Genomic DNA, 22,758 nt, shown 5'->3' with positions numbered 1-22,758 from the left:
ATTAGTTGGATGGCAACAATGCTGTTGCGTGTGAGGCCATCAGGTCGTCGAACTCGTTTTCGGTAAATGTCACGTTCCATTCACGCTCGAACCCCTCTTTCAGCGCGGCTGCGGCTTCATCGAACGAAACGGCTCTCCCGAGCGCTGCTCCCAGGTCCGTCGTCTTTCTTTCCAACTCTTCACGAAGCGCAGTCCGATTCTTTTCGTCTTCAAGACGCATAAATTCAGGAAGGCGTTTATGCATGGGTCCAAGCAAAACGGAACCATGCTGCAGAATGACTTCCTCTCCTTCCAGAGTTGAATACCGTCTCTGAGCGCTGCCGACAAGTTTCCTGCCATGGTGTTGGATCTCGTATTGCGTTGAACTCGCAAAGCAGGGAATCGACCCCTGGCTTTTGTATAATCGGTTCAGGTCCGGTCTTGCGTGCGCATATTCGACGTCCGCACCGAGCAGGCGAAGGCCGCACAGGAGCGCCCGGCTGATCTCGCAGTATGATTCGTTGATATTCTTGCCGCGCGCAGACATGGTGATGCTGTACGTCAACTCTTCGGCGTGAAAGATCGCCCGTCCGCCGGTCGGCCGACGGACAACATCGATTCCGCGTGAAGCGCACAGCGCTTCATCGAAATCGGAGCACCGCTGATTGTACCCGAGCGAGATGGCATGCGGCATCCATCCGTAGACTCTCAGTGTTGGAAATCCTTCTCGGGCAACCAGGCGCTGAGCGAGCGTTTCGTCCAATCGCATGTTGTATACGCCGGAGTGAAATCCCGAATTCAGAAATCGCCAAAGGCCATCTGCCATGCCATCGCCGGATGTATTATTCATGTCTCGAACGGATGATGATGCCCCGTTTGCTCTGTTCGATGAACGACAGCAGATGCTGGATCTCCGCGGTTATTGAAAGCTCCTGCCGGATTCTCTGAACGCCCTGCGTCACATTAAGGTTGGAAAAGTAAAGGATATGGTAGGCCTTCTGGAGCGCGTCGAGTGCTTCACGAGAAAAACCGCGCCGGCGGAGCCCCACGATGTTCAATCCTTCGTACGTCAACGGCGAACCGCCTGCGAGAATGTACGGCGGCACATCCTTCGGCACGCGGTAGTGGCCTCCCACCATGGCATGCCGTCCGATCGACGTGAATTGATGAACTGCGGTCAGCCCCCCCACTATCGCCCAATCTTCTATTGTGACATGCCCCCCCATCTGCACAGAATTGGCGAGGATGACATTACTGCCGATCCTGCAATCATGGGCAACGTGAACGTACGCCATCAGCAGACAATTGCTGCCCACCGTCGACTTCATGTGCTCCGCGGTTCCGCGGTTGAGTGTGCAAAACTCGCGGACGGTCGTCGAATCGCCAATTTCAAATGTTGTTTTCTCGTCCTTGAATTTCAGATCCTGCGGAAGTGTGGCAACGACAGCCCCTTTGTGTATTCTGCAGTTGTTCCCGATGCGTGTTCCATCCGCACAATACACATGCGGACCGATCTGCGTTCCGGCGCCAATAATAACGTCAGCATCGATAACAGTGTATGGACCGACGGAGACATTTTCACCGAGCTGGGCCTTCGGGTGAATAACCGCGGTAGGATGAATTTCGGTGCTCATAGATAAATCTATTTCAAAGATTGGATTACATTGCGCCGGGACGGTCCACGATCGAAGCCATCATCTCCGCTTCTGCGACGAGCGTACCATCGACATAGGCCTTCCCCATGACCTGGCAGACTCTCGGCTTGCGGTACATCATGGTTACTTCGTAGATCAATTGGTCTCCGGGAACGACGGGCTTGCGGAATTTGGCGTTGTTGATCGCCATGAACATGACCAGCTTCCCCTCCTGGCGGTCGGAGCCGTCAAGCAGCAGAATGCCTCCGGTCTGGGCCAGCCCCTCGAGAATCAGCACACCGGGCATCACCGGCGCTCCGGGAAAATGTCCCTGGAAAAAATGCTCGCCGAACGTCACATTTTTCACCCCGACAATTTTTTCGTTGAGCTGGAAATCGATGATCTTATCGACAAGCAGAAACGGATACCGATGGGGAAGGATCCTTTGCAACGCATTGACGTCGAACAACACTCCCTCTGTCTTCACGTACTGATATTTCTTGATGATCTTCTTCTGCTGGTAGAGCTTCCTGACCTTCTTTGCAAATTCGACGTTGCTCGCATGACCCGGTCGGGCGGCAAGGATTTGCGCCTTGAGCGGGGCTCCGATCAGGGCGAGGTCGCCGATCAGATCAAGGAGCTTATGCCGGGCCGGCTCGTTTTTGAAATGAAGTTTTTTGTTGTTCACCGCGCCGGTACTTCCAAGAATGACGGAATCCTTGACCCCGAGCTTTGCGGCCAGTTCCTTCAACTCTTTCGTGGAGAGCTCGCGGTCGACGATGACGATCGCGTTGTCGAGATTTCCCCCTTTAATCAGACCGGCATCGCGCAGCTGTTCGACTTCGTGGAGAAAACAAAACGTCCGGCACATAGAAAACTCGGGGATAAACTCCTTCTCAAGGTCGAATAAGCCGGTGTGCTGGCTGCCGAGTGCGGGATTGTTGTAGTCGACAAGCACGGTCACGCGAAAATCATCGGTCGGCAGGGCGACGATCTCGACCCCCTTGTTCTCATTCTTATAGCTGATGGTTTGATCGATGACGAGATAATCCTTCGGGGCTTCCTGCGATTCAAATCCTGCATCGAGCAGCGCGTCGACATACGGCTTGGCGCTCCCGTCGCCGATCGGGGGCTCGATGCCTTCCAGGTCGATCACAATGTTGTCGATCTGGAGGCCGGCAATGGCCGCGAGAACATGTTCGACCGTATGCACTTTGGCTTCGCCGATACCGATCGTCGTTCCGCGTGAGACGTCGATGACATGGTCGACATCCGCCGGGACCTCGGGCTTTCCCCCAAGATCGGCCCGCCTGAAACGAATGCCGAAATTCTCCGGCGCCGGTTTGAACGTCATCGTACACTCCGTGCCTGTGTGCAGACCGACCCCCGACATCGTGACCGGTTTCTTGATCGTTCGCTGCTGAACTAACATCCATCCTCCAAATTAGTACAACCTTGCCCGCAGATGCTGCGGGGTGCTTACTTTTGCCCCGCAAGTATCTTCAATTGCTCTTCAAGGACCTTGATCCGATTTTCCATCTCTCGAATCGTGAACAGTAATTCAGGCAATTGACGGAGCGCCCCTTCAATCCGCCGCGCCCTCCCAACTTCCTTTGCGGGATACCCGAACAATGATTCTCCCTCCTTTGTGACCGATTTTGAAACACCGGCGTGTCCGGCGATGCTTACTTTGTCTGCGACCGTAATGTGTCCTGTGACCGCCGCGTTTCCCCCGATCATGACGTTGTTGCCGATCTTGGTGCTCCCGGCGACCCCTGCGTTCGCCGCGATCACCGTATTTTCTCCCACCGTGACGTTGTGGGCGATCTGGACAAGATTATCCAGCTTCGTCCCCCTTTTGATCCTCGTTTCGCCCATGGTCGCCCGGTCAACGCAAGTGTTGGCGCCAATCTCCACATCGTCTTCAAGGACGACGATGCCCAGCTGAGGGATCTTCTGATACGTTCCGTCCTTCCTGGGAGCGAACCCGAACCCGTCCCCGCCGATAACGACGCCGGGCTGGAGAATGACGCGATTGCCGATGACGCACGATTCGCGCACCGAGACGTTGGAATAGAACAGGCAGTCATCGCCGGTGCGGACGTCATCTCCCAGGACAGTTCCCGGAAGAATTGTCGAATTGTTCCCCACCTTGCAGCGCCGTCCGATGACGACGTGGGCGCCGATCGAACAGTTGGACCCGATGTTCGCCGAAGGATCGATTACGGCAGTCGGATGGATCCCCGGCGGAATGAGGGCAGGAGGCGGAGAGAATCTCTGAATTGCGACAACGAAGGAGGCGTACGCATCATTGACTTGAATAACCGAAGGCGGAAGCTTCTTGCTGGCAGAAAGATCAAGCGTACGGTTGACAATGACCGCGGAGGCGGACGTCAGTCCGAGGAATTTTTCGTATTTTGGGTTTGACAGGAAGGTCAGGTCGCCGGCCTTGGCCTCCTCGATTTTCGCGATACCAGCGATCTCGAGCGACGCATCGCCGACAACATCTCCATCAAGAAATGAGGCGATCTCGCGAACTGTCATGTTGATGCGTTCGGTTGTTTAGGCACGGTTATTTCTGCTGCAGCTTGGCGAGTACTTTTGCCGTCAGATCGTTCTTTTCGTTGGAGTACATCAGAAGCGTCGTGCTGCTTTTATCGAACACGTAGTCGTATCCCCCTTCGTCGGCTACGTCTTTGACGGCCTTGAAGAGTTTATCCTGCACGGGCTTCATCAGCTCGTTCTGCTTGGTGAACAATTCGCCGTTCGCCCCGAATTTGGCCGTGCGAAAATCGACCATCTTCTTTTCGAGGTCCTGGAGTTCCTTCTCGACCTCTGCCCGTCTCTTGTCGGACATGATCAGTTTCTTCTTGTCATAATCTTCAAACCTGTGCTGAAGGTCTGTCTGCATTCTCGTCAGCTCGGCCTGCCAATCGGTCGAGATCGCGTCCAATTGTTTCTGAGCGTCCTGCGCCTCCGTCAACTGCTGCATGATCGCTTCCGAATTGATATACCCGATCTTCATCTGGGAATACGTCGGGGCCGCGAACACACATACGAAAAATGCGGCGCTAAAAAATTTCTTCATGGCTCACCTCTTCCTTGGAAGTTCGGTGTTACTTGTCGCCTCGTTTAAGGCGGTCGATCACTTTGTACGTGTAATCGGCGTTGGGCTCTCCGTACAGCAGCACGACATCGCCGGCTTTGTCAAAAACGAACGCCAGCTTGTTCTCGGTGGCAATCTGTTTGATGGCCGCAAAGATCCTTTCTTTGATCGGCGCCATTAAGCGTTCCTGCTGGATGGCCAGCTCTCCCTGCTGCCCGAACTTCTGGGCCTTGTAATCATTCATCTTCTGTTCTTCGTCGATCAGCTTCTTCTGCTCTGCCTGCTTCGTCTGATCGTTGTAAAGCCCCTGCTTCCTCTGATAATCCTCGTATTTTTCCTGGAGATCTTTCGACATCCTGTCCAATTCCCCCTGCCAGATCTTCACGATGCCGGCGAGCGAATCTTTCGCCTCCTTGGCGGAAGGAAGCTCATCCAGGATTTTTTGTGAGTTCACATAGCCGATTTTTTGCTGGGCGCCGCCGACGGAGACGGCAAGCATGAGGAAAAGAACAAGAGCCGCCAGGGCCCTTCCCGTGTTCGTTGTAGAAGCTTTCACTGTACCCTCGTTATAGTTTTCATGAAAAAATTTCACTGCGCCGGCCGCCATTTGTCCGCCGGAGAGTGGATGATACTGCGTGTGAATTAAAATCCTTTCCCGAATTGAAAATGGAAATGCCACCCGGACGGGCTTCCCGTTTTCGTCGGATCATCAAAACCGTAGCCATAGTCGAATCCGAGCAACCCGATCGGATTGATCATGATGCGGGCACCGACACCCGCAGAACGGTTGAGGTTGAACAGCTCTGTCGATTTCACATCGCTCCAGACGTTTCCCGCTTCCGCAAAGGAGAGGAGATAGATCGGGATCGGGTTCAGCGAGACGTTGAAGCGCAGCTCCGCCGTGTGCTTTTCCATCACCAGGCCGCTCAACACCTGGTTCAGCGAATTCAACGGTCCGATGCCCCGGTCGCCGTACCCTCGCAACGGAGTGACGTTGATCTGGCCCAGTCCGGTTCCACCCATCGAAAAGTATTCGATATAGGGAATATCGTTCGCCGCAACGGTCCTTTGGAGCGTGAGAATCTCTCCGTAGAGATTGCCGAGATACAACGCGAGGCGAGAATTATTCATGATGGGGGTGTACCAATCCACGCTCAGAATATGCTTTGTATAGCGGGCGGTTCCCGGAAGGAAGGGGGGTCCGGAGAGCTCGGTCGACAGCGAAACGTTGCTCCCGTGGGACGGGAACAGCGGGTTGTCGATGCTGTTCCTCGTGAGAATCTGAGTGATGCTGTATTGGTCGATGACTCCCGGGGGACCGTAGTAGTCGCTTTGGCTGAGGTTGTCGATCCGCTGCACTCTGAAGATCCAATCCCCTCTTGTGTAATCGTCGGGCCATCGGAATTGGCGTCCGAGAGAGACCGTGCCGCCCCGCTGGTCGACGGAGTAAATGTAATTCTGACGTGTGTCGAACAAGCTGAAACCGAACGACGTCCGGCTGCCGAAAAGCCACGGTTCGCGGAACGAAATCGAAAATGTTCTGTAGGTCGTCCCCTCGCCGAATTGCCAGTCGAAGCTCAGGATCTGTCCTCCGCCCCCCGAAAAAGGCTCCGACAATTCGAAATTATTGAACGTCAGCCCGAGCGCCCCCGTAAAGCCGAATGCTCCGCTGTATCCGACGGACATGTTAAATGTATCGCTCGACTTCTCTTCGACGTCGTAAATGACGTCCACCGTTTTGTCGTCAACGATGCGCGTATCAGGCTTGATCTTGTCGGGGTTGAAATAATTGAGCACCGAAAGCTGACGCACGCTCCGCATGATCGCTGCACGGCTGAAGAAGTCGCCCGGCCTGGAATATAATTCGCGCCGGATCACCTTCTCTTTTGTTTTTGTGTTCCCATGGATCTCGACAGTCCCGACACGAAATTGATTCCGCTCGCGGATGTGTATGATAATATCCATGCTGTCCGGAGCCACCTTCACTTCTTCCGGGTCGATCGACATCGTCAAGTAACCGTTGTCGAGATACAGCGAGGCTACGTCCGTCTGTTCCTCATTTTGCTTGAGGTTGCGGTCGAATTTCTCCATGTTATAGACATCGCCGCTCTTGATGCCGAGCCGCTCGTTCAGAATATCCGTTTTGAAAACTGTATTTCCTTCCCACGTGATCTTGCGGATCTTGTACTGGGGTCCCTCCGACATGAACAAGCGGATGATCATGTGGTCTTTCTTTCCGGTGTACGAAATGGAATCGGCAAGGATCTCGGCATCGCGGTATCCGTTCTTATGGTAGAAATCAATGATCTTTTTCTTATCGTCCGCGTACTTCTTCTTGTCGAATTTGGAACCGCGCCAGAACTTCCACCAGATCTGTTCATGGGTGTCGTCCATTTCCCCCCTCAGGTCATCCGCGTCGAATGCCTTGTTGCCGTAGAACTGAATCTCCTTGATATGAACCTCGGACCCCTCGTCGATGGTCAGCTTCAGGATCACCTTGCCGCGCGCGGTACTGTCCGTGCTTTCGACCGTCTCTGTTTTGATCGTCGCCTGCAGGTACCCGTCGTCTTCATAAGCTTTTTTGATCGTCTTAACGATGCGGCTGATCTCTTCCGGTGTCAGGATTTGTCCTTTGAGCAGGTTGACCTTTTTGAGAATGTCGTCCTCGCTCAGATCGTCTTCTCCAGAGACAACGACCTTGTCAAGCCGCGGGTGCTCTTTCACTTTGATCAGAAGATACACGCCCGTGCCGATCGTGTTCTCGATATCGATTTCGACATCGGAAAAGATCCTCAGCGCCCACAGCCGCGTAATCGCCGTACGGGTCTGTTCGCCCGGAACCGTGATCTCGTCTCCAAGCTTCAATCCGGAATTGGCAATAATAGCCGACGTCTCCGCCGATTTATTTCCTTCAACAGAGATTCCGAGGATTTTGTATTGTTGAATTTGCGGCCGTGCCGATTGCGAGATCAGAAGTGAGCATTCAAACAGCGTGAGAGTCAACAAAACAAAACATCTGGTGAGCGCAACGCTCTTCACATTAATTACCTGTAACGCTTTTAAGAAACTTTTCAACATATGTCGCCGCCGCATCTTTTCGTTTGGATTTCAGCTGTTCACTCACCATGCCGTAACGGCGTTCCCGACCCTGGAATGATGCGATGGCTTCGTAGAGCGAACGCCGCCTGAATTCCGGCCAGCACAGGTCGGTGATGTACATCTCCGAATACGCAAGCTGCCACAGGAGAAAATTGCTGATGCGGAGCTCGCCGCTGGTGCGGATCAGCAGATCGGGGTCGGGGATGTCCTTTGTTGATAGAAATTGCGAAATGAGTGCGTCGTTGACGTGGTCGGGCTTTATCTTGCCGTGGGAGGCGGCATCGGCAATTTTCTTGACGGCATTGGTGATATCCCAGCGTCCGCTGTAGCTCAATGCAAGCACTAACGTTAGACCCGTATTGTGCTTCATAAGTTCCATGGCATCGAGCAGTTCGTCCTGGACGTCATGGGGCAGGGCGGAGATATCGCCGATGCTTTTGAGGTGGACGTTGTTGTTGTGAAGCCGGTCGCGCTCGTCCCGCAGCGCTTTCAGCAAAAGCCGCATCAGCATCGAGACTTCGTCTTTCGGGCGCTTCCAGTTCTCGGTCGAAAAAGCGTAAAGCGTCAGGTATTTTACACCTAATTGGCCGCAGACTTCGACGATATCCCGGACGGAATTCACCCCTTCATGATGCCCCGCAACCCGTGGAAGTGACCTTTTCTGGGCCCATCGGCCGTTCCCATCCATAATGATAGCAACGTGCTGCGGAACTTCTCCGCTATGGCGCAATTGTTCCTGCAATTTTTTATCCTGACCAGTCGCATGAACCGGGCCTTTATTCACCCTCAACTCCTCAAATTTTAGCGGAAAATCGTGGCAACACTAGAGAATAAGGTAACCTTTTATCGAAAAAAAGTCAATCAGAAAAGGGGGGGATTCGCGGCCGACAATAGCTTATTCCGAATAAATTTCCGCCCGAAGGCAAAATTGATTTCTCTTAAAAACTCCTTATCTTTATTCATAAAGCAACGTTGGAAATAACCTCCATTCGTTAACGCCTCAGCATCAAGCAATTCCATTATTGTGTTAAAATCGCATAAGTACTCTCCCGTCGTCGTGATCGGCGGCGGGGCTGCAGGAATGATCGCGGCATGGCGGGCCGGCGCACTCGGTGCGGCAGTGACTCTCCTGGAAAAAAATTCACGGCTCGGTATTAAACTTCTCATCTCGGGAGGGGGAAAATGCAACATCACCCATGGCGGGGAGATCGAAAGCGTGTGCGGTCAATTCAGAAGAAATGAATCGATATTTTTGAAACATTCGATGCACCGATTTACCAATCATGATATTCTCTCACGATTAAGACAGTTTGGCGTCGAAACGTACGAGCGGGAAAATGGCCGGGTATTTCCGACGAGCGGCAAAGCAGGGGATGTCGTTCATGCATTGCGACGAATGATGGAAAAAGAGGGGGTTGAAATTCAACTTTCTCATCCGGTGGAAGAAATTCTTTGCGACAGCGTCGGCATTTCCGGCATTAAGACCGCCGCCGGCTTCCATCAGGCACGCCAGGTGGTGCTCGCTACGGGCGGCGCCTCCTACCCGAAAACAGGGACCACCGGCGAAGGCTTTCGCTGGCTGAAAGATCTCGGCCACACGATCGTTCCGCTCAGCCCGGCGCTTGCTCCGATCCTCCTCGATCCAAAGCCGCCGGCGGCGTGGCAAGGCGTATCGATGCGGGATTCGATCCTTAAGGCAAAAATATCCGGCAAACCCGTCGCATCAGCGCGTGGCGATCTTCTTTTTACTCATGAGGGAATCTCAGGTCCGACGGCATTGGAGATCAGCCGCGAGGTTTTTGGGGCGTCGAAGGGGGGCACCATAGCGGACGTTTTTGTGGATGCAGCTCCGGATAAGGACGAAGGCGAGCTTGAAAATACAGTCCTTTCCGAGATTACGGCCAACGGAGCAAGAAGCGTGGAAACGCTCGTTGAATTATTTGTCCCTCAACGGCTGGCCCCTTTCATTGTAATTTCCATCGGAGTTGATCCGGGGAAAAAATGTCATCAATTGAAAAAGGAGGAGCGGGCGTCGGTCGTTCGGGCGTTGAAAAGCTGGCACATCGGCAGGGTGAAGGAAATCCCGATCGAACGGGGGGAAGTGACCGCCGGAGGAGTTGCTCTTCACGAAGTCGACTCGAAAACAATGAGGTCGCGAATACTCAAGGGACTGTATATTTGCGGTGAAGCACTTGACGTGGCGGGACCGATCGGCGGATACAATTTGCAGGCAGCGTTCTCAACCGGCTATGTCGCCGGAGAAACGGCCGCCGAAGATTGGCGAATGAACGCCTCTTCCGGAGAAAGTACCGGTAGCTCCCCGGTTACCTGACATGCCGCTTGGCGCATCGTATCATCGCCGCAAGACATTGTTCGACATCTTCCTCGGTCGTTGCCCACGACGACACGCTGATTCTCATCGCCGTATGCCCCTGCCAGACAGTTCCGCCGCACCAGCACGTTCCGTCCGCTTGAATTTCCGCAATCACTTTCTGCGTCGCTACCGCGTCGCCGAATGATACAAGAACCTGATTGATAACGACATCATTCAAGACCTGAAAACCTGCGGCAGTCAACCCTTCCGCAAACCGTTCGGCGTGACGGCATGTCCGTTCGATCAACTCCACGAGCCCCGTCCGTCCGAGTGAAATCAACGAAGACCAGACTTCCACTCCCCTGGCACGCCGTGACAATTCCGGGACATAATCGGATGGGTTTCGAAACTCAGATTCCGTCGGCAGATACTCTGCGGTGATCGCCATCGCCGCGCGGAGCGCTTCCCGGTCTCGGACAAATGCAAGACCGGAATCCAGCGGAACGTTCAGCCATTTATGAGCGTCGGTCGCCCACGAATCTGCATTCGTCATTCCCTCCGTTAAGTATTTGCGTCCAGGCGCCGCGGCGGCCCACAATCCAAATGCCCCATCGACATGAACCCAGGCACCCGCATCGTGACCGCGGGCGCAAATCTCATCGAACGGATCGAATGACCCGGTGTTGACGTTCCCCGCCTGAGCGCAAACGATCGCAGGTCCCTTGAGGCGCGGCATCGCCTTCGCCAGCATTCTTCCTTGAGGGTCCGCCGGCACTCGGTGAACCCGCGCGCGCCCGAGTCCTAATAGTCCCAATGATTTTATCAGCGACGGATGGACTTCATCGCCGACGACAATGGTCATGGGCGGAGAGCCGTTCAAGCCGTCGGCCTCGACATTCCAGCCTGCGCGTTCAAGGACCGCATGACGCGCCGCAGCGAGCGCCGTAAAGTTCGCAAGCGTCCCTCCTGTGACAAAGGCCCCTCCGCACGACGAAGGCAATCCGAAAAGAGCGACAAGCCATTGAAGGGCAACCCGCTCAAGATGGGCCGTTGCCGGCGTCACTTGATAGAGAGCGCTGTTTTGGTTCCACGCGGCTGCCATCCACGTCGCGGCGAGCGGAGCCGGAAGCGCCCCGCCGATCACAAAACCGAAAAATCTCCGTCCGGCCATCCCCATCGTTGCGGGCGAGACGTACTCATCGAGCATGCGCAGAATTGCATCCGGTTGAGCCGGCGTTTCAGGGAATGGTATATCCAATTCCTGCAGCCGCCGAACAGCGTCAGGATCGGGCCTCACTCCCCTTCTTTCCAGACCTTCGAGATATTTGATTGCCCGCTCGGCTGCGGAACGAAGTACATCGTTCATTTTTTCACGGTATTTTTTTGGGGGGATTTATTAAGAAACATAATCAAGGAACACAAAACCGTCATGCTTCTCTTCATTGACAAGTGTGAAGCGAGTTCCAACGAGATGTTCGTAGGGGGGAAAAAACGTGTCGCCGTCGATGTCGTTGTCAACAAACGTTAAACAGAGCCCGTTTGCCCGGCCGAGAAGCTGGTCGAAAATTTTTCCTCCGCCGATGACGAACACTTTTTCCTGATCGCGAAGTGCGGCGAGCGCCGTTTCCAGCGAGGAATACGTTTCGACGCCGGGAATGCTCTTCGAAGCCAGCACCACATTGCGCCGGTCGGGGAGCGGCTTCCCCAGCGACTTATATGTTTTTCTTCCCATCAGAACCGTATGTCCGACGGTGAGCCTCTTGAAGCGCTTTAGATCTTCGGAGATATGCCAGGGAAGTTTGCCATCCTTGCCGATGACACGTTTTCGATTGAGGGCGGCAATGATGATGAGGTTCATCGGAGAGGAGTCAATGAAGGCTTTTTCTGCTGCGAGCAGGATGATGAAATAGTCCAAACAGCTTGCCACGAAGACACGACGTCACCAAAAAATCAAAAAGTGTTTTTCAGCAACCTGTTAGACCGCTACTTCGAACTTGATCGGTTCATCGCATTCGTACCCAATGAGCGCGAAGTCTTCATACTGCAATTGGTCGAGCGGCTTTTTTGCGATGACGAGTTTAGGGCGCGGCTTCGGCGTCCGTTTCAACTGTTCTTTCAGCCCGTCGATGTGATTGACATAGATATGGGCATCGACGATGGTGTGGCTGAAATACCCGGCGTCAAGCCCCACCTCCTGCGCGATCGCCTGCGTCAACAGAGAATACGCGGCGATGTTGAACGGAATGCCGAGTGCAATGTCGCCGGAACGCTGAGTAAGGTGGCAGTTCAGTTTGTTCTCCTGTACGTTGAAGACGAATGAATAGTGGCACGGCGGCAATTTGCTGTGAAGAGCATTGCCAGGCTCCCACGCACTGATCACCATTCTCCGCGATGTCGGGTTCGTCTTCAGCAAATGGATCACTTCGGCGATCTGGTCGATCTCTTTCACTTCGTATTTGCCCGTGGCAGGGTCGATCTGTGCGCTCGGGAACCGCCTCCAGTAACGGCCGTATGCCGTTTCGAGATTGCCGTTCTCATCCGCCCATGCATCCCAGATCTTCGTCTGCTTACGCAGGTTCCGGATGTGATCTTCGCCCGAGAGATACCAGAGGACCTCGTAAAAAAGGGACTTCGTCTGCATTCGCTTCGTCGTGAGCAGCGGATACCCTTCGCTCAGATCGATCGTGTAATGCTCTGCAAAACACGAAAGCGTATCGACGCCCGTTCGATTCTTTTTCAAGACGCCTTTTGCCAAAACGCGGTCAACAAGGTCCAGGTATTCTCTCATCGATTCTCCATGGTGGAACTTCAGGCTGGTAATGCACAATCATAAATACTTTCACGCTGAAAATCAAGCGAGGCGCACCAAAACGGGTTCACGACCCTCCCCTTCCTCCATTTGCCCTTTCGACCTTTTTCCACTATCTTTTTCATTGACAGAAAATCCTGTCTCTCCCCAAGCATAAGATCCCGAAACATGGGATCTGACGTGTTGAAAGATCTATCCTTCTGAAAGAGCGTTGTCTCCATGCCTGAGAATGAACAACTCATTCGATCACTGCAAACAAGCTGGAAGAAAGAAAAGTCCGGTGCGGAAACGTACCGAGAGCTTGCAGCAAGAGAACCGGATGAGAAGCAGAAAAACATCCTTCTCAAGCTCGCCGACGCCGAGGATGCGCACGCAAAAAAATGGGAGGCCCGGTTGAAGGAACTCGGCGGAGCCGTTCCCGAACAAGTTGATTCGGCGTTTGAAAAAATACGCCGCTGGCTTCTGGTACGGAGCGGCACGGCAAACGCCGTCCAGCGGCTTGAAGAGCAGGAGGACCGCGACACGGAACGTTATGAAGCAGAGGCGGCGATCGCGAACAGTCCGGCGGACCGCACGGCGATGGGCGAGATCAAGAAGGAAGAGAAAGTCCACTCAAAAATTCTTCATTCGATGGCGGAGGAAGATCAGCCGCAGGCAAAACTCGAAGCCATTTTCAAAAAAGAAAAATGGCACGCCGGACATTCAGGCGGGTGGATCGGACAGGCGGTCTACGGCGCCAATGACGGACTCGGCGCCGTCTTCGGCATTGTCACCGGGATGGCGGGTTATACCGGCGGAAGCCATGTCGTCTGGGTAGCGGGGGTTGCGGGAACGCTTGCAAGCGCTTTGTCGATGGGATCGGGGGCCTATCTTGCTCGGAAGTCGGAGCGCGAGGTCTACGAAGCCGAACTGGATCGCGAACGAAAAGAGATCGAACTGAACCCCGAAGAAGAAAAGCAGGAGCTGGAATTATTTTATCAGCTGAAAGGGTTCACGCCGGAAGAAGCAAAGATGATGGCGGACCGGCTCACTCAAAATCCGGAACAGTTCTTAAAAACGCTGGCTCATGAAGAGCTTGGACTTTCTGCGTCAAGCTTTCCCAATCCCCTGAAGGAAGCGATCTCGGCGACGGCGGCAACGGCAGCCGGCGGAATCATTCCCGTCGTCCCCTTCATCTTCTTGTTCGGAACGCCCGCCATTATTCTCAGCCTTCTTATCAGCACATTGGCACACTTTACGGTGGGAGTGCTCAAAACAATTGTCACGGGACGAAGCTGGTGGCGAAGCGGGTTGGAAATGACGTTGGTCGGTCTGATGACCGCCGCGATCGCATATGGCGTCGGCGTTCTGCTCAGTCCTGAGGGTCATGTCATACCTTAAAAGGAACATGATGATCTTTACTCAAGAACCAGTGCATTTTTTCCCCAATAGATCTGCATGAATCGTGCGCATCAAGCAGTGATCGTCGACGCGGTTCGCACTCCTATCGGAAAATATGGGGGCGTACTCAAGGACATTCGCGTCGATGATCTGAGCGCCATGATCCTCCGGGCCCTTGTCGACCGGTCCCGCTTTGACCCTCTTTCCATCGAGGACGTTTTTTGGGGATGTGCAAACCAGGCGGGAGAAGATAATAGAAACCTCGCTCGGATGGCGTTGCTGCTTGCCGGACTCCCCCGATCGGTTCCGGGGACGACGATCAACCGACTCTGCGGTTCATCGCTCGAAGCAATCATCCAGGGGGCGCGGGCGATTTGGTCCGGTGAGAATGAAATTGTACTTGCAGGAGGGGCCGAAAGCATGACCCGGGCCCCCTATGCCGTTCCGAAGAATGTCTCGAACGGTCCGATGTATGGAAATTTGACGGCATACGATACGGCTCTCGGCTGGCGATTTCCCAACCCCAAAATGGAAAAAATGTTTCCGCTGGAAACCATGGGCGAGACCGCCGAAAACGTCGCGGAAAAATACTCCGTCAGCAGAGACGACCAGGACCGATTTGCCCTTCAGAGCCACACGAGAGCAACGGCTGCCAGAACGAGGTTCTCGACCGAGATCCTTCCGGTCGAAGTGGAAACCAAGAAGGAGCGCCATGTCGTCTCCGTCGATGAAGGACCTCGAGAAGACACGTCGATGGAAAAACTTTTAAAACTGAAACCTGCCTTCAGAGAGAACGGTACCGTCACTGCAGGGAATTCATCTTCATTGAACGACGGCGCAGCAGGAGCGCTATTGATGTCTGAAGAGAAAGCAGCATCGCTTGGCTTGAGGCCGCTGGCAAAAATCGTGTCGACCGGAGTAGCGGGGGTCGATCCGAGGTACATGGGGATGGGGCCGGTACCCGCGACTGAAATGGCGCTGCGGAAAGCGAACATGACGATCAATGACATCGGATTGGTTGAGCTGAACGAAGCGTTTGCGGCACAATCGCTCGCCGTGATCAGAAACCTGAGGCTTGACCAAGAGAGAACCAACGTGAATGGCGGAGCGATCGCCTTGGGACATCCGTTAGGATGCAGCGGCGCGCGGATTCTGACAACGCTCGTTCATGAGATGCAAAGGCGCGATGTCAGGTTCGGTCTTGCCACAATGTGCATCGGAGTCGGGCAGGGAATTTCAATGATCATAGAGAGAACAACATAGGAAGCAATCTGATGCGCGAGTATCGGCTTTTCATTGACGGAGCATTTGTCGAGGCTGGATCGAAACAGACGTTCGATTCGATCAACCCCTTTAGCGGTGAGATCGTCGCGAAAGTTGCGCGGGCGGGCGTTGCGGACGCACAACGGGCGGTCCTAGCTGCGCGGAATGCTTTTGACAACGGACCGTGGCGGCTGATGCCCCGAACCGAGCGAAGCGCACTTCTCAAAGCCGTTTCCGATAAAATCAACGAGCGATCCAAAGAGCTCGTTGCGCTTGAGGTCGACGATTCGGGTTCGACCATCCGCAAAGCGAAAGAAGATATCTACCTGAGCGCGCGATGCATGAATTATTATTCGAAAGTTGCCGCCAACGATCTGACGGAAACTATAGAAGGTCTGACCAAGCCGGGGGTCTCGCAAAACCTTCTTATCCGCGAACCGGTCGGCGTCGTGGCGGCGATCATTCCGTGGAATTTTCCTCTGAAAATGGCGGTTTGGAAACTCGGTCCGGCTTTGGCCGCGGGGAACACGATCGTGCTCAAGCCCTCCGAGCTGACACCAAGCACCGCCATGGAACTGGCAAAGATCCTCAATGACGTTGGGATACCGAAAGGCGTCGTCAATATCATCCCCGGATTCGGGGAGGATGCGGGTGAAGAGCTTGTGAAGAACCCGTTGGTTGATAAAATTTCATTTACCGGCTCGACGGGGGTCGGGAGGCGTATCATGTCCATTGCCTCCGCATCATTGAAAAAATGCACTCTTGAATGCGGGGGAAAATCTGCGAACATTGTGCTTGATGATGCCGATCTGCCCCTTGCAGTCGATGGGGCATTGTACGCCATCTTTTACCACGCTGGACAATGCTGCGAAGCGGGGAGCAGGCTTCTCCTCTCGGAGAAACTTCATGACGAATTTCTTGAACGGCTCGTCGAGAAAACAAAAAAAATAAAACTCGGAGATCCGAGATCCGAAGCAACCGATATGGGCCCAGTGATCTCCAAAAAGCAGCAGGAACGGATCCTTGGATACATCTCACAAGGGAAATCCTCCGGCGCGAAGCTTGCATGCGGCGGAACTACGCCCGGCACCTCCGATCTCAAAACTGGTTTCTTCGTGGAGCCGACGATTTTCACGAATGTCGACAACCATTCAGCGATCGCTCAGGAAGAGATTTTCGGTCCGGTTCTCTCGGTCATCAAATATAAAACGGTGGATGATGCCATCCGTCTCGCGAACGATTCGTCGTACGGCCTTGCCGGAGGCGTCTGGACGGCGGATAAAGAAAGCGCCTTGCGCGCTGCCCGTGAATTGCGCGCCGGAACGGTGTGGATCAACGAATGGCATTTGCTCTCCGAACGAGCGCCGTTCGGCGGATACAAGCAGAGCGGCATCGGTCGCGAGTTTGGCAAGGACGGCTTGCTCGAATACACCGAGACCAAGCATATGCATATCGATGAAGTCGGCTCCCGCGAGAAGAAATTCTGGTACGATACGGTTGTTCCCAAAGGATGACGCTCATTTTTTGGTCTTTTGATTTTTTAATACCTAACAAATAATTCTTCATTCTCAATTCATCACTGCTCCCCGGAGGCTTCATGGATCATTCACTCGTTACGACAAACTTCCAGCTCGACGGCTATAAAATCGTCAAGAACATCGGCGTTGTCCGCGGCATCATCGTCCGGTCGCGCTCGTTGTTCGGCAATATCGGCGCCGGTTTCCAAATCCTCTTCGGAGGCAACATCACGCTCTACACCAGCTTATGCGAGCAGACGCGGCGCGACGCTTACGAGGTGATGATTCAGCATGCAGAGCAGGTCGGCGGGAACGCGGTCATTGGATTCCGTTACGACGCCACCGAAATCATGAACGGAGTCACCGAAGTGCTGGCGTACGGAACCGCATGCGTCGTGCAAAAAGTGTGAGGATAAATTATCCAAAGGAAACCGTCCAACCCTGTTTCCGCATGTATCAAACTTTATCACAGAGAAGTGTATGGACATCGAGAACAAAATTGTCTTAGTCCTGGGAGGATGGGGGCTTGTCGGTTCCGCCGTCTGCCGTTCGTTGATGGAAGAGCACCCGAAGAAAATCATCATCACCTCATTGAAGGAATCGGAGGCAAAGGACGCAGTCGAACAGATGAAAAAGGAATATCCCAAAGCGGGAAAGGATTTCTTCCTTCCGTGGTGGGGTAATATCTTTACGCGGCAGGAACTCAAGGATGTCAACCGTGAGGATATTCTCAGCGAGCCGAAGCTCAGGCGGATGTACATCGACGACATTGTAGACGAACTGACCGAGCCCGTCCTTCATCGGTCCGCGCTGTATCAGCTTCTCTCCCGCTACAAACCCGACGTCGTGGTCGATTGCATCAATTCAGCGACGGCGATCGCGTACCAGGACCTTTTTCAGAGCGCACGAGAGGTCTTGACTCATCTGAGGGGGGCATCACCTGGGGGAAATCACGCCTTGCATGAATCGATCGAAAAGCTCCTCTGCACTCTCTACGTGCCCCAGCTTATACGCCATGTCCAGATCTTCTACAAATCGATGAACGAAGCGCAAACGAAGGTTTATGTCAAGATCGGAACAAGCGGCACTGGCGGCATGGGGCTGAACATTCCGTACACCCACAGCGAAGAAAAACCTTCCAGAGTCTTGTTGAGCAAATCCGCCGTGGCGGGGGCTCACACGCTTCTTCTCTTTTTGATGGGGCGCACCCCCGATGCGCCGATCACGAAGGAAATAAAACCGACCGGAGCGATCGCCTGGAAGAAGATCGGATTCGGCCAGATCGCCAAGCGGGGGAAGCCGATCGAACTGTACGACTGCCCGCCCGAGAAAGGGATCACCCTTAAAAACACTTTCAAGATCAAAGTGGACGGGATCGCAGAATCGACGCACCAGCTGCTGCATTCTGTCTTCATCGATACCGGCGAGAACGGAATATTTTCGCGCGGCGAATTTGAGGCGATCTCAACTCCGGGACAGATGGAGTATGTCACGCCCGAGGAAATTGCCCAGGATGTCATCTATGAAATCAAAGGGGGCAACACGGGGCACGATATCATCAACGCACTCGACAATGCAACGCTCGAGCCGACATACCGGGCCGGATTCATGTTCAACAGCGCTCTGGAAAAGCTTAAGGCGCTCGAAAAAGAACATCATGTCGACAGCGTCGCATTCGAAATTCTCGGTCCTCCCCGGCTTTCCAAGCTGCTGTATGAAGCCTATCTTCTCAAAGTGGCCTTCATCACCATGAAAACGGTCGTGCAAACTTCGGCAAAGGAGCTTTCGAGAGCTCTGACCGCTCTGATCAAAGAGAACCAGACCCTACGGTCTCACATCATTTCGATCGGCATACCGATCCTTCTCCCCGACGGGAAGACGTTGCTGCGCGGAAAGGAGATCAAAATTCCCCCGTATCGCGGCGAGAACGAATTAAAGATCAACGACACGTTGATCGGCGAGTGGGCGCGCAACGGCTGGGTAGACCTTCGCGTCAGCAATATGGAAAAATGGAAGACCAGATTTGCGGTCGCTATGGAAGAAGCAGAGGTGCTGTCGAAGACCGAAACAAGTTCCCGTTATCTTCGCGACGGCGAGTACTGGAAGAATTTCGCAGAGATCGACCCGGGAAAAATTGTCGGATGGATCTTTACGGAGGAGGAAAAGGGAAAGCGAATGAAAGCGTGAAATCAGCGAACAATGAACAGGTAGCAAGGAACCATGATCAGTCAATATAAAAAAGAAGGAAATCTTCAATGACTCATAGACAAAAAAGAGCAATCTCCATACTTTTGGCCGTTTCGTTCGCATGCTGTCTTGTGCTGCCGGCATTTGCCGACGACGGGATGTGGACGTTCGACAATCCCCCCACGAAACAGCTTCAGGAAAAGTACAACTTTACGCCGACACAGGAATGGCTCGACCATGTCCGGCTTTCGAGCGTCCGGTTCAATGACGGCGGATCGGGATCGTTTGTCAGTCCGAACGGCCTGGTCTTGACGAATCATCATGTGGCGCTCGGTCAACTTCAAAAGATGTCGTCAAAAGATAAGGATTACGTCGCCGATGGATTTTATGCCAAGACGAGGGCAGAAGAAATAAAATGCACCGACCTCGAGTTGAACGTTCTCATTTCGATGGAGAACGTTACTGCGCGCGTGCAATCCGCAATCAAGCCGGGCATGTCCGAAAAAGAAGCGTTCGACGCGCAAAAAGAAGAAATCGCAAAAATCACAAAAGAGAGCTCGGAGAAAACCGGATTGCGATCCGATGTCATCGCATTTTACCAGGGGAGCGAACATTGGCTTTACCGGTACAAGAAATATACCGACGTCCGCCTCGTCATGGCGCCCGAACAGCAGATCGCATTCTTCGGCGGCGATCCCGACAATTTCACCTATCCGCGGTACGACCTCGACATGACCCTTTTCCGTGTTTACGAAAACGACAAGCCGGTCCAGCCCGCTCACTATTTGAAGTGGAACTCAAAAGGAGCGCAAGAGGGGGACCTCGTGTTCGTGTCGGGGCATCCCGGATCGACCGACCGCCTGCAGACCATGGCGCAGCTCGAATATCTGAGGGACTTCAACTTTCCTTTGCGGTTTAAGACATTCGAACGCCGGCTTGCGGTGCTTAAAAAATATTCCAAACTCGGACCTGAGCAGGAGCGCCGCGCTCTGAATCAGATCTTTGGCCTTGAGAACACGCTCAAAGCGAACCGCGGCGAATACCAGGGATTGCTCGATGCAGGCTTGATGGAGCAAAAGAGAAAAGAGGACAGCGATCTTCGTTCGCGCGTCAACGCTAACCCCGAATGGAAGCGCGCTTATGGCGATGCATGGGATTCGATTGCCGTCGCGATCGACCGCTCGAAGACCATCGTCAGCCAAAACACCTACCGGACGTTACGCGGATCGAGGCTGGCAACGCTCGCAACACAGATCGTCCAATATGTCGCTGAAATAACGAAGCCGAATGAAAAGCGGTTGACGGAATTTCAGGATGCCAACCTCGCGTCGCTGCAATTTCGGATGTATTCGCGCGCGCCGGTGTACAGCGACATGGAGGAATTGCTCCTTGCCGACGGTCTTCAGGAATCCCTCGAGGAGCTGGGACCGAACGACCCGTTCATCCAAACGGTGCTTGGCGGACATTCTCCCGCCGATGGCGCAAAAGAGCTGATCCAGGGAACCAAACTAGCTGACGTGGAATTTCGCAAAGCTCTCATCAAGGGGGGGGAACAGGCGGTTGCGCAATCAACGGACCCGCTTATTGTCCTCGCACGGAAGCTTGATCCTGACGTCCGCCAGAGACGCCAATGGACAGAAACAAATTTGACCAGCGTGCAATCCGCCGCAGTGGAAAAAATCGGGAAGGCCCGTTTTGCCGTCTATGGAAAGAACACGTACCCCGACGCGACGTTCACTCTCCGGTTGTCATATGGGACGGTATGCGGGTATCCGATGAACGGAACGAAGGCACCCTCCAAAACCACGATGTACGGCCTATACGACCGCGCATATAGTTTCGGCAACACCGGCGATTTTGGGCTTCCGAAGCGTTATGAAGAGCGGAGAGAAAAATTAGATCTGTCGACCCCGATGAATTTTGTCAGTTCATGCGACATCATCGGCGGAAATTCAGGATCGCCGACGATCAACAGAGCGGGAGAATTGGTCGGACTCATCTTTGACGGGAACATCGAAAGTCTGCCGGGGAGATTCCTCTTCGACGGCGAAAAGAACCGCGCAGTGTCAGTCCATACTGCCGCGATGATCGAATGCCTGCGGAAGATCTACGATGCAGGAACGCTGGCGGACGAGCTTGAAGGAGTCGTCACCAAGGCAGAAGCTCCTGCTGCTCCCGCACCGGAGGCAGTTCAGCCTTCCAAAACAAAAAGAGCGAAAAAGTAACTTTTCCCGTTGGACGAAAGGGCGTTCCAGGCCGGAACGCCCTTTTGTTTTGTACAAGAGGCGACCGGCGCGATCTGACACTTTCGTTTTGACAATCGGGAAGAAAAAAGATACATTCTAAAAAATCTCCGACGTGATTGACCGATGCGTTTTTTAATCCCCATACTTCTCTTCCCGTCATTTCTTTGCACACAGCCGAATCCGGATTTTAACGTCAACTTGCAAGTGGACTATTCGTCCGTCGAGCAAATCATCGACCTCTGTGAAGGACGGCTGCACAGCGTGAACAGCGTAGCGGAGCTTCGCGGCACACAGCTTGCAGCGGCCACAAGCGCAGTGCTGGCCCGCAGACAGCTGACTTCCGAATCATTCCAGCGCCAGCTCGAACTCCTTCGTGACGGATCCAAAAGTCCGGACGATGTTTTCGGTTTCGTGCAGACGAGGGCACATCTCTCCGAAATAAAAGGCCTCCTCGCCGAAATAAAAAAGGGGGAACTGGACCGCCGCGTCATCGCGACCGTCGAACAATTTTTCCCGACGGACGCAAGGATTTCTGCCACTCTTTCGGTGTATGTGGTGGCGTTTGGGAATGAAAATGCTGCCGCGTTTGTCCGCCGTGTCGTTTGGCAGGGGAACACACCAGTCTTCGTGGGTGAAAACGAGGGGGACCCGGTCATTGTCGTCAACTTGCAGCGGCTGGTAGGGAATAGTCTGCCGACCAATGTTCAATTCATCGAGACGCTCAGCACGCTCGCTCACGAGACCTTTCATGCGGTCTTCGCCGTCTACCAATCGAACTCGCCCGTGTGGAAAGGGATCAATGCCCGAAGAGAAGCCTTCTGGTCGCTTGCAGAGCTCGTTCAGAATGAAGGGATCGCATACAGAATATCCTACCAGGAACGAACGGGGAGCTCGCTTCCCCCCTACATTTTCAGCGAGGCAAAGAACGCCGTGTCGGTTTTGAACAACGCGATGCGGGAACTACAGTCGCCCGGCATCACCAGCGCGCGATCACAGGAACTGGTGATGAACGCGAACCTTTCCGGAGCGTTCGAAAGGAATTACGGGGCGGCGGCCGGGCTGCTGATGGCTTTTGCTATCGATACAAAAATGGGGCGGAATGCGCTGACGGAGACTGTCGCGAAAGGAGTCGGGGATTTTTTCGAGAAGTACGATGCTCTCACCAAGCAGTATGATGAACTGCCGAAGCTTTCGGAGGAAATAAAAGCAGGCCTTGCGAAATGA

Annotated in this window: 19 protein-coding genes; 8 read left to right on the top strand and 11 right to left on the bottom strand. The window is 53.8% G+C overall.

All coding sequences use genetic code 11. The annotated features are described in order from the left end of the window. Position 1 precedes the first annotated feature (1 nt). The 8 genes from VMF88_14710 to VMF88_14675 all read right to left on the bottom strand — a co-directional run bounded on the left by VMF88_14710 (position 2) and on the right by VMF88_14675 (position 8,602). Complete coding sequence (locus VMF88_14710) at positions 2-805, bottom strand: lipoate--protein ligase family protein (GenBank protein ID HTY12310.1); 804 nt, start codon at positions 803-805, stop codon at positions 2-4. Between the two features lie 16 nt (positions 806-821). After that, positions 822-1,613, bottom strand: a complete 792-nt coding sequence (gene lpxA / locus VMF88_14705) for an acyl-ACP--UDP-N-acetylglucosamine O-acyltransferase (protein HTY12309.1) — start codon at positions 1,611-1,613, stop codon at positions 822-824. Positions 1,614-1,638: 25 nt separating this feature from the next. Continuing rightward, positions 1,639-3,045: a bifunctional UDP-3-O-[3-hydroxymyristoyl] N-acetylglucosamine deacetylase/3-hydroxyacyl-ACP dehydratase gene (locus VMF88_14700; protein ID HTY12308.1), complete on the bottom strand. Its 1,407-nt coding sequence runs from the start codon at positions 3,043-3,045 to the stop codon at positions 1,639-1,641. A gap of 47 nt (positions 3,046-3,092) precedes the next feature. Beyond that, positions 3,093-4,157 (bottom strand): UDP-3-O-(3-hydroxymyristoyl)glucosamine N-acyltransferase, encoded by a 1,065-nt coding sequence (lpxD, locus tag VMF88_14695; protein ID HTY12307.1) that lies wholly within the window; start codon positions 4,155-4,157, stop codon positions 3,093-3,095. 28 nt (positions 4,158-4,185) lie between these two features. Further along, the gene (locus VMF88_14690; GenBank protein ID HTY12306.1) at positions 4,186-4,701 is read right to left on the bottom strand and encodes an OmpH family outer membrane protein; all 516 of its coding nucleotides are present in this window, start codon (positions 4,699-4,701) and stop codon (positions 4,186-4,188) included. A 28-nt stretch (positions 4,702-4,729) separates the two neighbouring features. Then, positions 4,730-5,275, bottom strand: coding sequence for an OmpH family outer membrane protein (locus VMF88_14685; protein ID HTY12305.1), 546 nt, complete (start codon positions 5,273-5,275; stop codon positions 4,730-4,732). An 86-nt stretch (positions 5,276-5,361) separates the two neighbouring features. After that, positions 5,362-7,758 carry an outer membrane protein assembly factor BamA gene (bamA, locus tag VMF88_14680; GenBank protein ID HTY12304.1) on the bottom strand — a complete coding sequence of 799 codons (2,397 nt, stop codon included), beginning with the start codon at positions 7,756-7,758 and terminating at the stop codon, positions 5,362-5,364. A gap of 1 nt (position 7,759) precedes the next feature. After that, positions 7,760-8,602 (bottom strand): isoprenyl transferase, encoded by an 843-nt coding sequence (locus VMF88_14675; GenBank protein HTY12303.1) that lies wholly within the window; start codon positions 8,600-8,602, stop codon positions 7,760-7,762. 240 nt (positions 8,603-8,842) lie between these two features. Between VMF88_14675 and VMF88_14670 the strand changes: the two genes are divergently transcribed. Continuing rightward, positions 8,843-10,150 carry an aminoacetone oxidase family FAD-binding enzyme gene (locus tag VMF88_14670; protein HTY12302.1) on the top strand — a complete coding sequence of 436 codons (1,308 nt, stop codon included), beginning with the start codon at positions 8,843-8,845 and terminating at the stop codon, positions 10,148-10,150. Here VMF88_14670 and VMF88_14665 read toward each other — a convergent pair. Genes VMF88_14665 through thyA form a run of 3 tightly spaced genes read right to left on the bottom strand, consistent with a single transcriptional unit; the run spans position 10,143 to position 12,920 of the window. Next, positions 10,143-11,498, bottom strand: a complete 1,356-nt coding sequence (locus tag VMF88_14665) for a pyridoxal-dependent decarboxylase (protein ID HTY12301.1) — start codon at positions 11,496-11,498, stop codon at positions 10,143-10,145. The two genes, VMF88_14670 and VMF88_14665, sit on opposite strands and share 8 nt — an antisense overlap. 30 nt (positions 11,499-11,528) lie before the next feature. Next, entirely contained in the window at positions 11,529-12,047 is a 519-nt protein-coding gene (locus VMF88_14660) for a dihydrofolate reductase (protein HTY12300.1), read from the bottom strand. 60 nt (positions 12,048-12,107) lie between these two features. Then, positions 12,108-12,920: a thymidylate synthase gene (gene thyA / locus VMF88_14655; protein ID HTY12299.1), complete on the bottom strand. Its 813-nt coding sequence runs from the start codon at positions 12,918-12,920 to the stop codon at positions 12,108-12,110. A gap of 240 nt (positions 12,921-13,160) precedes the next feature. Between thyA and VMF88_14650 the strand changes: the two genes are divergently transcribed. The 7 genes from VMF88_14650 (at position 13,161) to VMF88_14620 (ending at position 22,758) form a co-directional block, all read left to right on the top strand. Continuing rightward, positions 13,161-14,321 (top strand): VIT1/CCC1 transporter family protein, encoded by a 1,161-nt coding sequence (locus VMF88_14650; protein HTY12298.1) that lies wholly within the window; start codon positions 13,161-13,163, stop codon positions 14,319-14,321. A 57-nt stretch (positions 14,322-14,378) separates the two neighbouring features. Next, positions 14,379-15,584 carry a thiolase family protein gene (locus VMF88_14645; protein HTY12297.1) on the top strand — a complete coding sequence of 402 codons (1,206 nt, stop codon included), beginning with the start codon at positions 14,379-14,381 and terminating at the stop codon, positions 15,582-15,584. A gap of 11 nt (positions 15,585-15,595) precedes the next feature. Continuing rightward, positions 15,596-17,098, top strand: coding sequence for an aldehyde dehydrogenase family protein (locus tag VMF88_14640; protein ID HTY12296.1), 1,503 nt, complete (start codon positions 15,596-15,598; stop codon positions 17,096-17,098). A gap of 83 nt (positions 17,099-17,181) precedes the next feature. Next, a complete protein-coding gene (locus VMF88_14635; protein ID HTY12295.1) occupies positions 17,182-17,511 on the top strand; it encodes a YbjQ family protein in 330 nt (109 codons plus the stop codon). Positions 17,512-17,581: 70 nt separating this feature from the next. Beyond that, on the top strand, positions 17,582-19,288 hold the full coding sequence (locus VMF88_14630) for a polysaccharide biosynthesis protein (GenBank protein ID HTY12294.1): 1,707 nt from the start codon (positions 17,582-17,584) through the stop codon (positions 19,286-19,288). A gap of 68 nt (positions 19,289-19,356) precedes the next feature. Further along, positions 19,357-21,513: a S46 family peptidase gene (locus VMF88_14625; GenBank protein ID HTY12293.1), complete on the top strand. Its 2,157-nt coding sequence runs from the start codon at positions 19,357-19,359 to the stop codon at positions 21,511-21,513. A 144-nt stretch (positions 21,514-21,657) separates the two neighbouring features. Then, positions 21,658-22,758 (top strand): DUF5700 domain-containing putative Zn-dependent protease, encoded by a 1,101-nt coding sequence (locus tag VMF88_14620; protein ID HTY12292.1) that lies wholly within the window; start codon positions 21,658-21,660, stop codon positions 22,756-22,758.

This window comes from Bacteroidota bacterium, from assembly GCA_035506275.1.
In the GTDB taxonomy this organism is placed as follows: Bacteria; Bacteroidota; Ignavibacteria; order UBA10030; family UBA8401; genus JAGVPT01.
Note: the sequence above shows the minus strand (reverse complement) of the source record. Positions and strands in the feature narration are given on the sequence as shown.

Excerpts from the sequence above, each read along its gene's own strand:
- VMF88_14620 (HTY12292.1), top strand. The coding sequence starts at position 21,658 with ATGCGTTTTTTAATCCCCATACTTCTCTTCCCGTCATTTCTTTGCACA.
- thyA (HTY12299.1), bottom strand. The coding sequence starts at position 12,920 with ATGAGAGAATACCTGGACCTTGTTGACCGCGTTTTGGCAAAAGGCGTC.
- VMF88_14650 (HTY12298.1), top strand. The coding sequence starts at position 13,161 with ATGCCTGAGAATGAACAACTCATTCGATCACTGCAAACAAGCTGGAAG.
- VMF88_14690 (HTY12306.1), bottom strand. The coding sequence starts at position 4,701 with ATGAAGAAATTTTTTAGCGCCGCATTTTTCGTATGTGTGTTCGCGGCC.
- VMF88_14625 (HTY12293.1), top strand. The coding sequence starts at position 19,357 with ATGACTCATAGACAAAAAAGAGCAATCTCCATACTTTTGGCCGTTTCG.
- lpxD (HTY12307.1), bottom strand. The coding sequence starts at position 4,157 with ATGACAGTTCGCGAGATCGCCTCATTTCTTGATGGAGATGTTGTCGGC.
- VMF88_14700 (HTY12308.1), bottom strand. The coding sequence starts at position 3,045 with ATGTTAGTTCAGCAGCGAACGATCAAGAAACCGGTCACGATGTCGGGG.
- VMF88_14635 (HTY12295.1), top strand. The coding sequence starts at position 17,182 with ATGGATCATTCACTCGTTACGACAAACTTCCAGCTCGACGGCTATAAA.
- VMF88_14665 (HTY12301.1), bottom strand. The coding sequence starts at position 11,498 with ATGAACGATGTACTTCGTTCCGCAGCCGAGCGGGCAATCAAATATCTC.
- VMF88_14640 (HTY12296.1), top strand. The coding sequence starts at position 15,596 with ATGCGCGAGTATCGGCTTTTCATTGACGGAGCATTTGTCGAGGCTGGA.
- VMF88_14645 (HTY12297.1), top strand. The coding sequence starts at position 14,379 with ATGAATCGTGCGCATCAAGCAGTGATCGTCGACGCGGTTCGCACTCCT.
- lpxA (HTY12309.1), bottom strand. The coding sequence starts at position 1,613 with ATGAGCACCGAAATTCATCCTACCGCGGTTATTCACCCGAAGGCCCAG.
- VMF88_14710 (HTY12310.1), bottom strand. The coding sequence starts at position 805 with ATGGCAGATGGCCTTTGGCGATTTCTGAATTCGGGATTTCACTCCGGC.
- VMF88_14630 (HTY12294.1), top strand. The coding sequence starts at position 17,582 with ATGGACATCGAGAACAAAATTGTCTTAGTCCTGGGAGGATGGGGGCTT.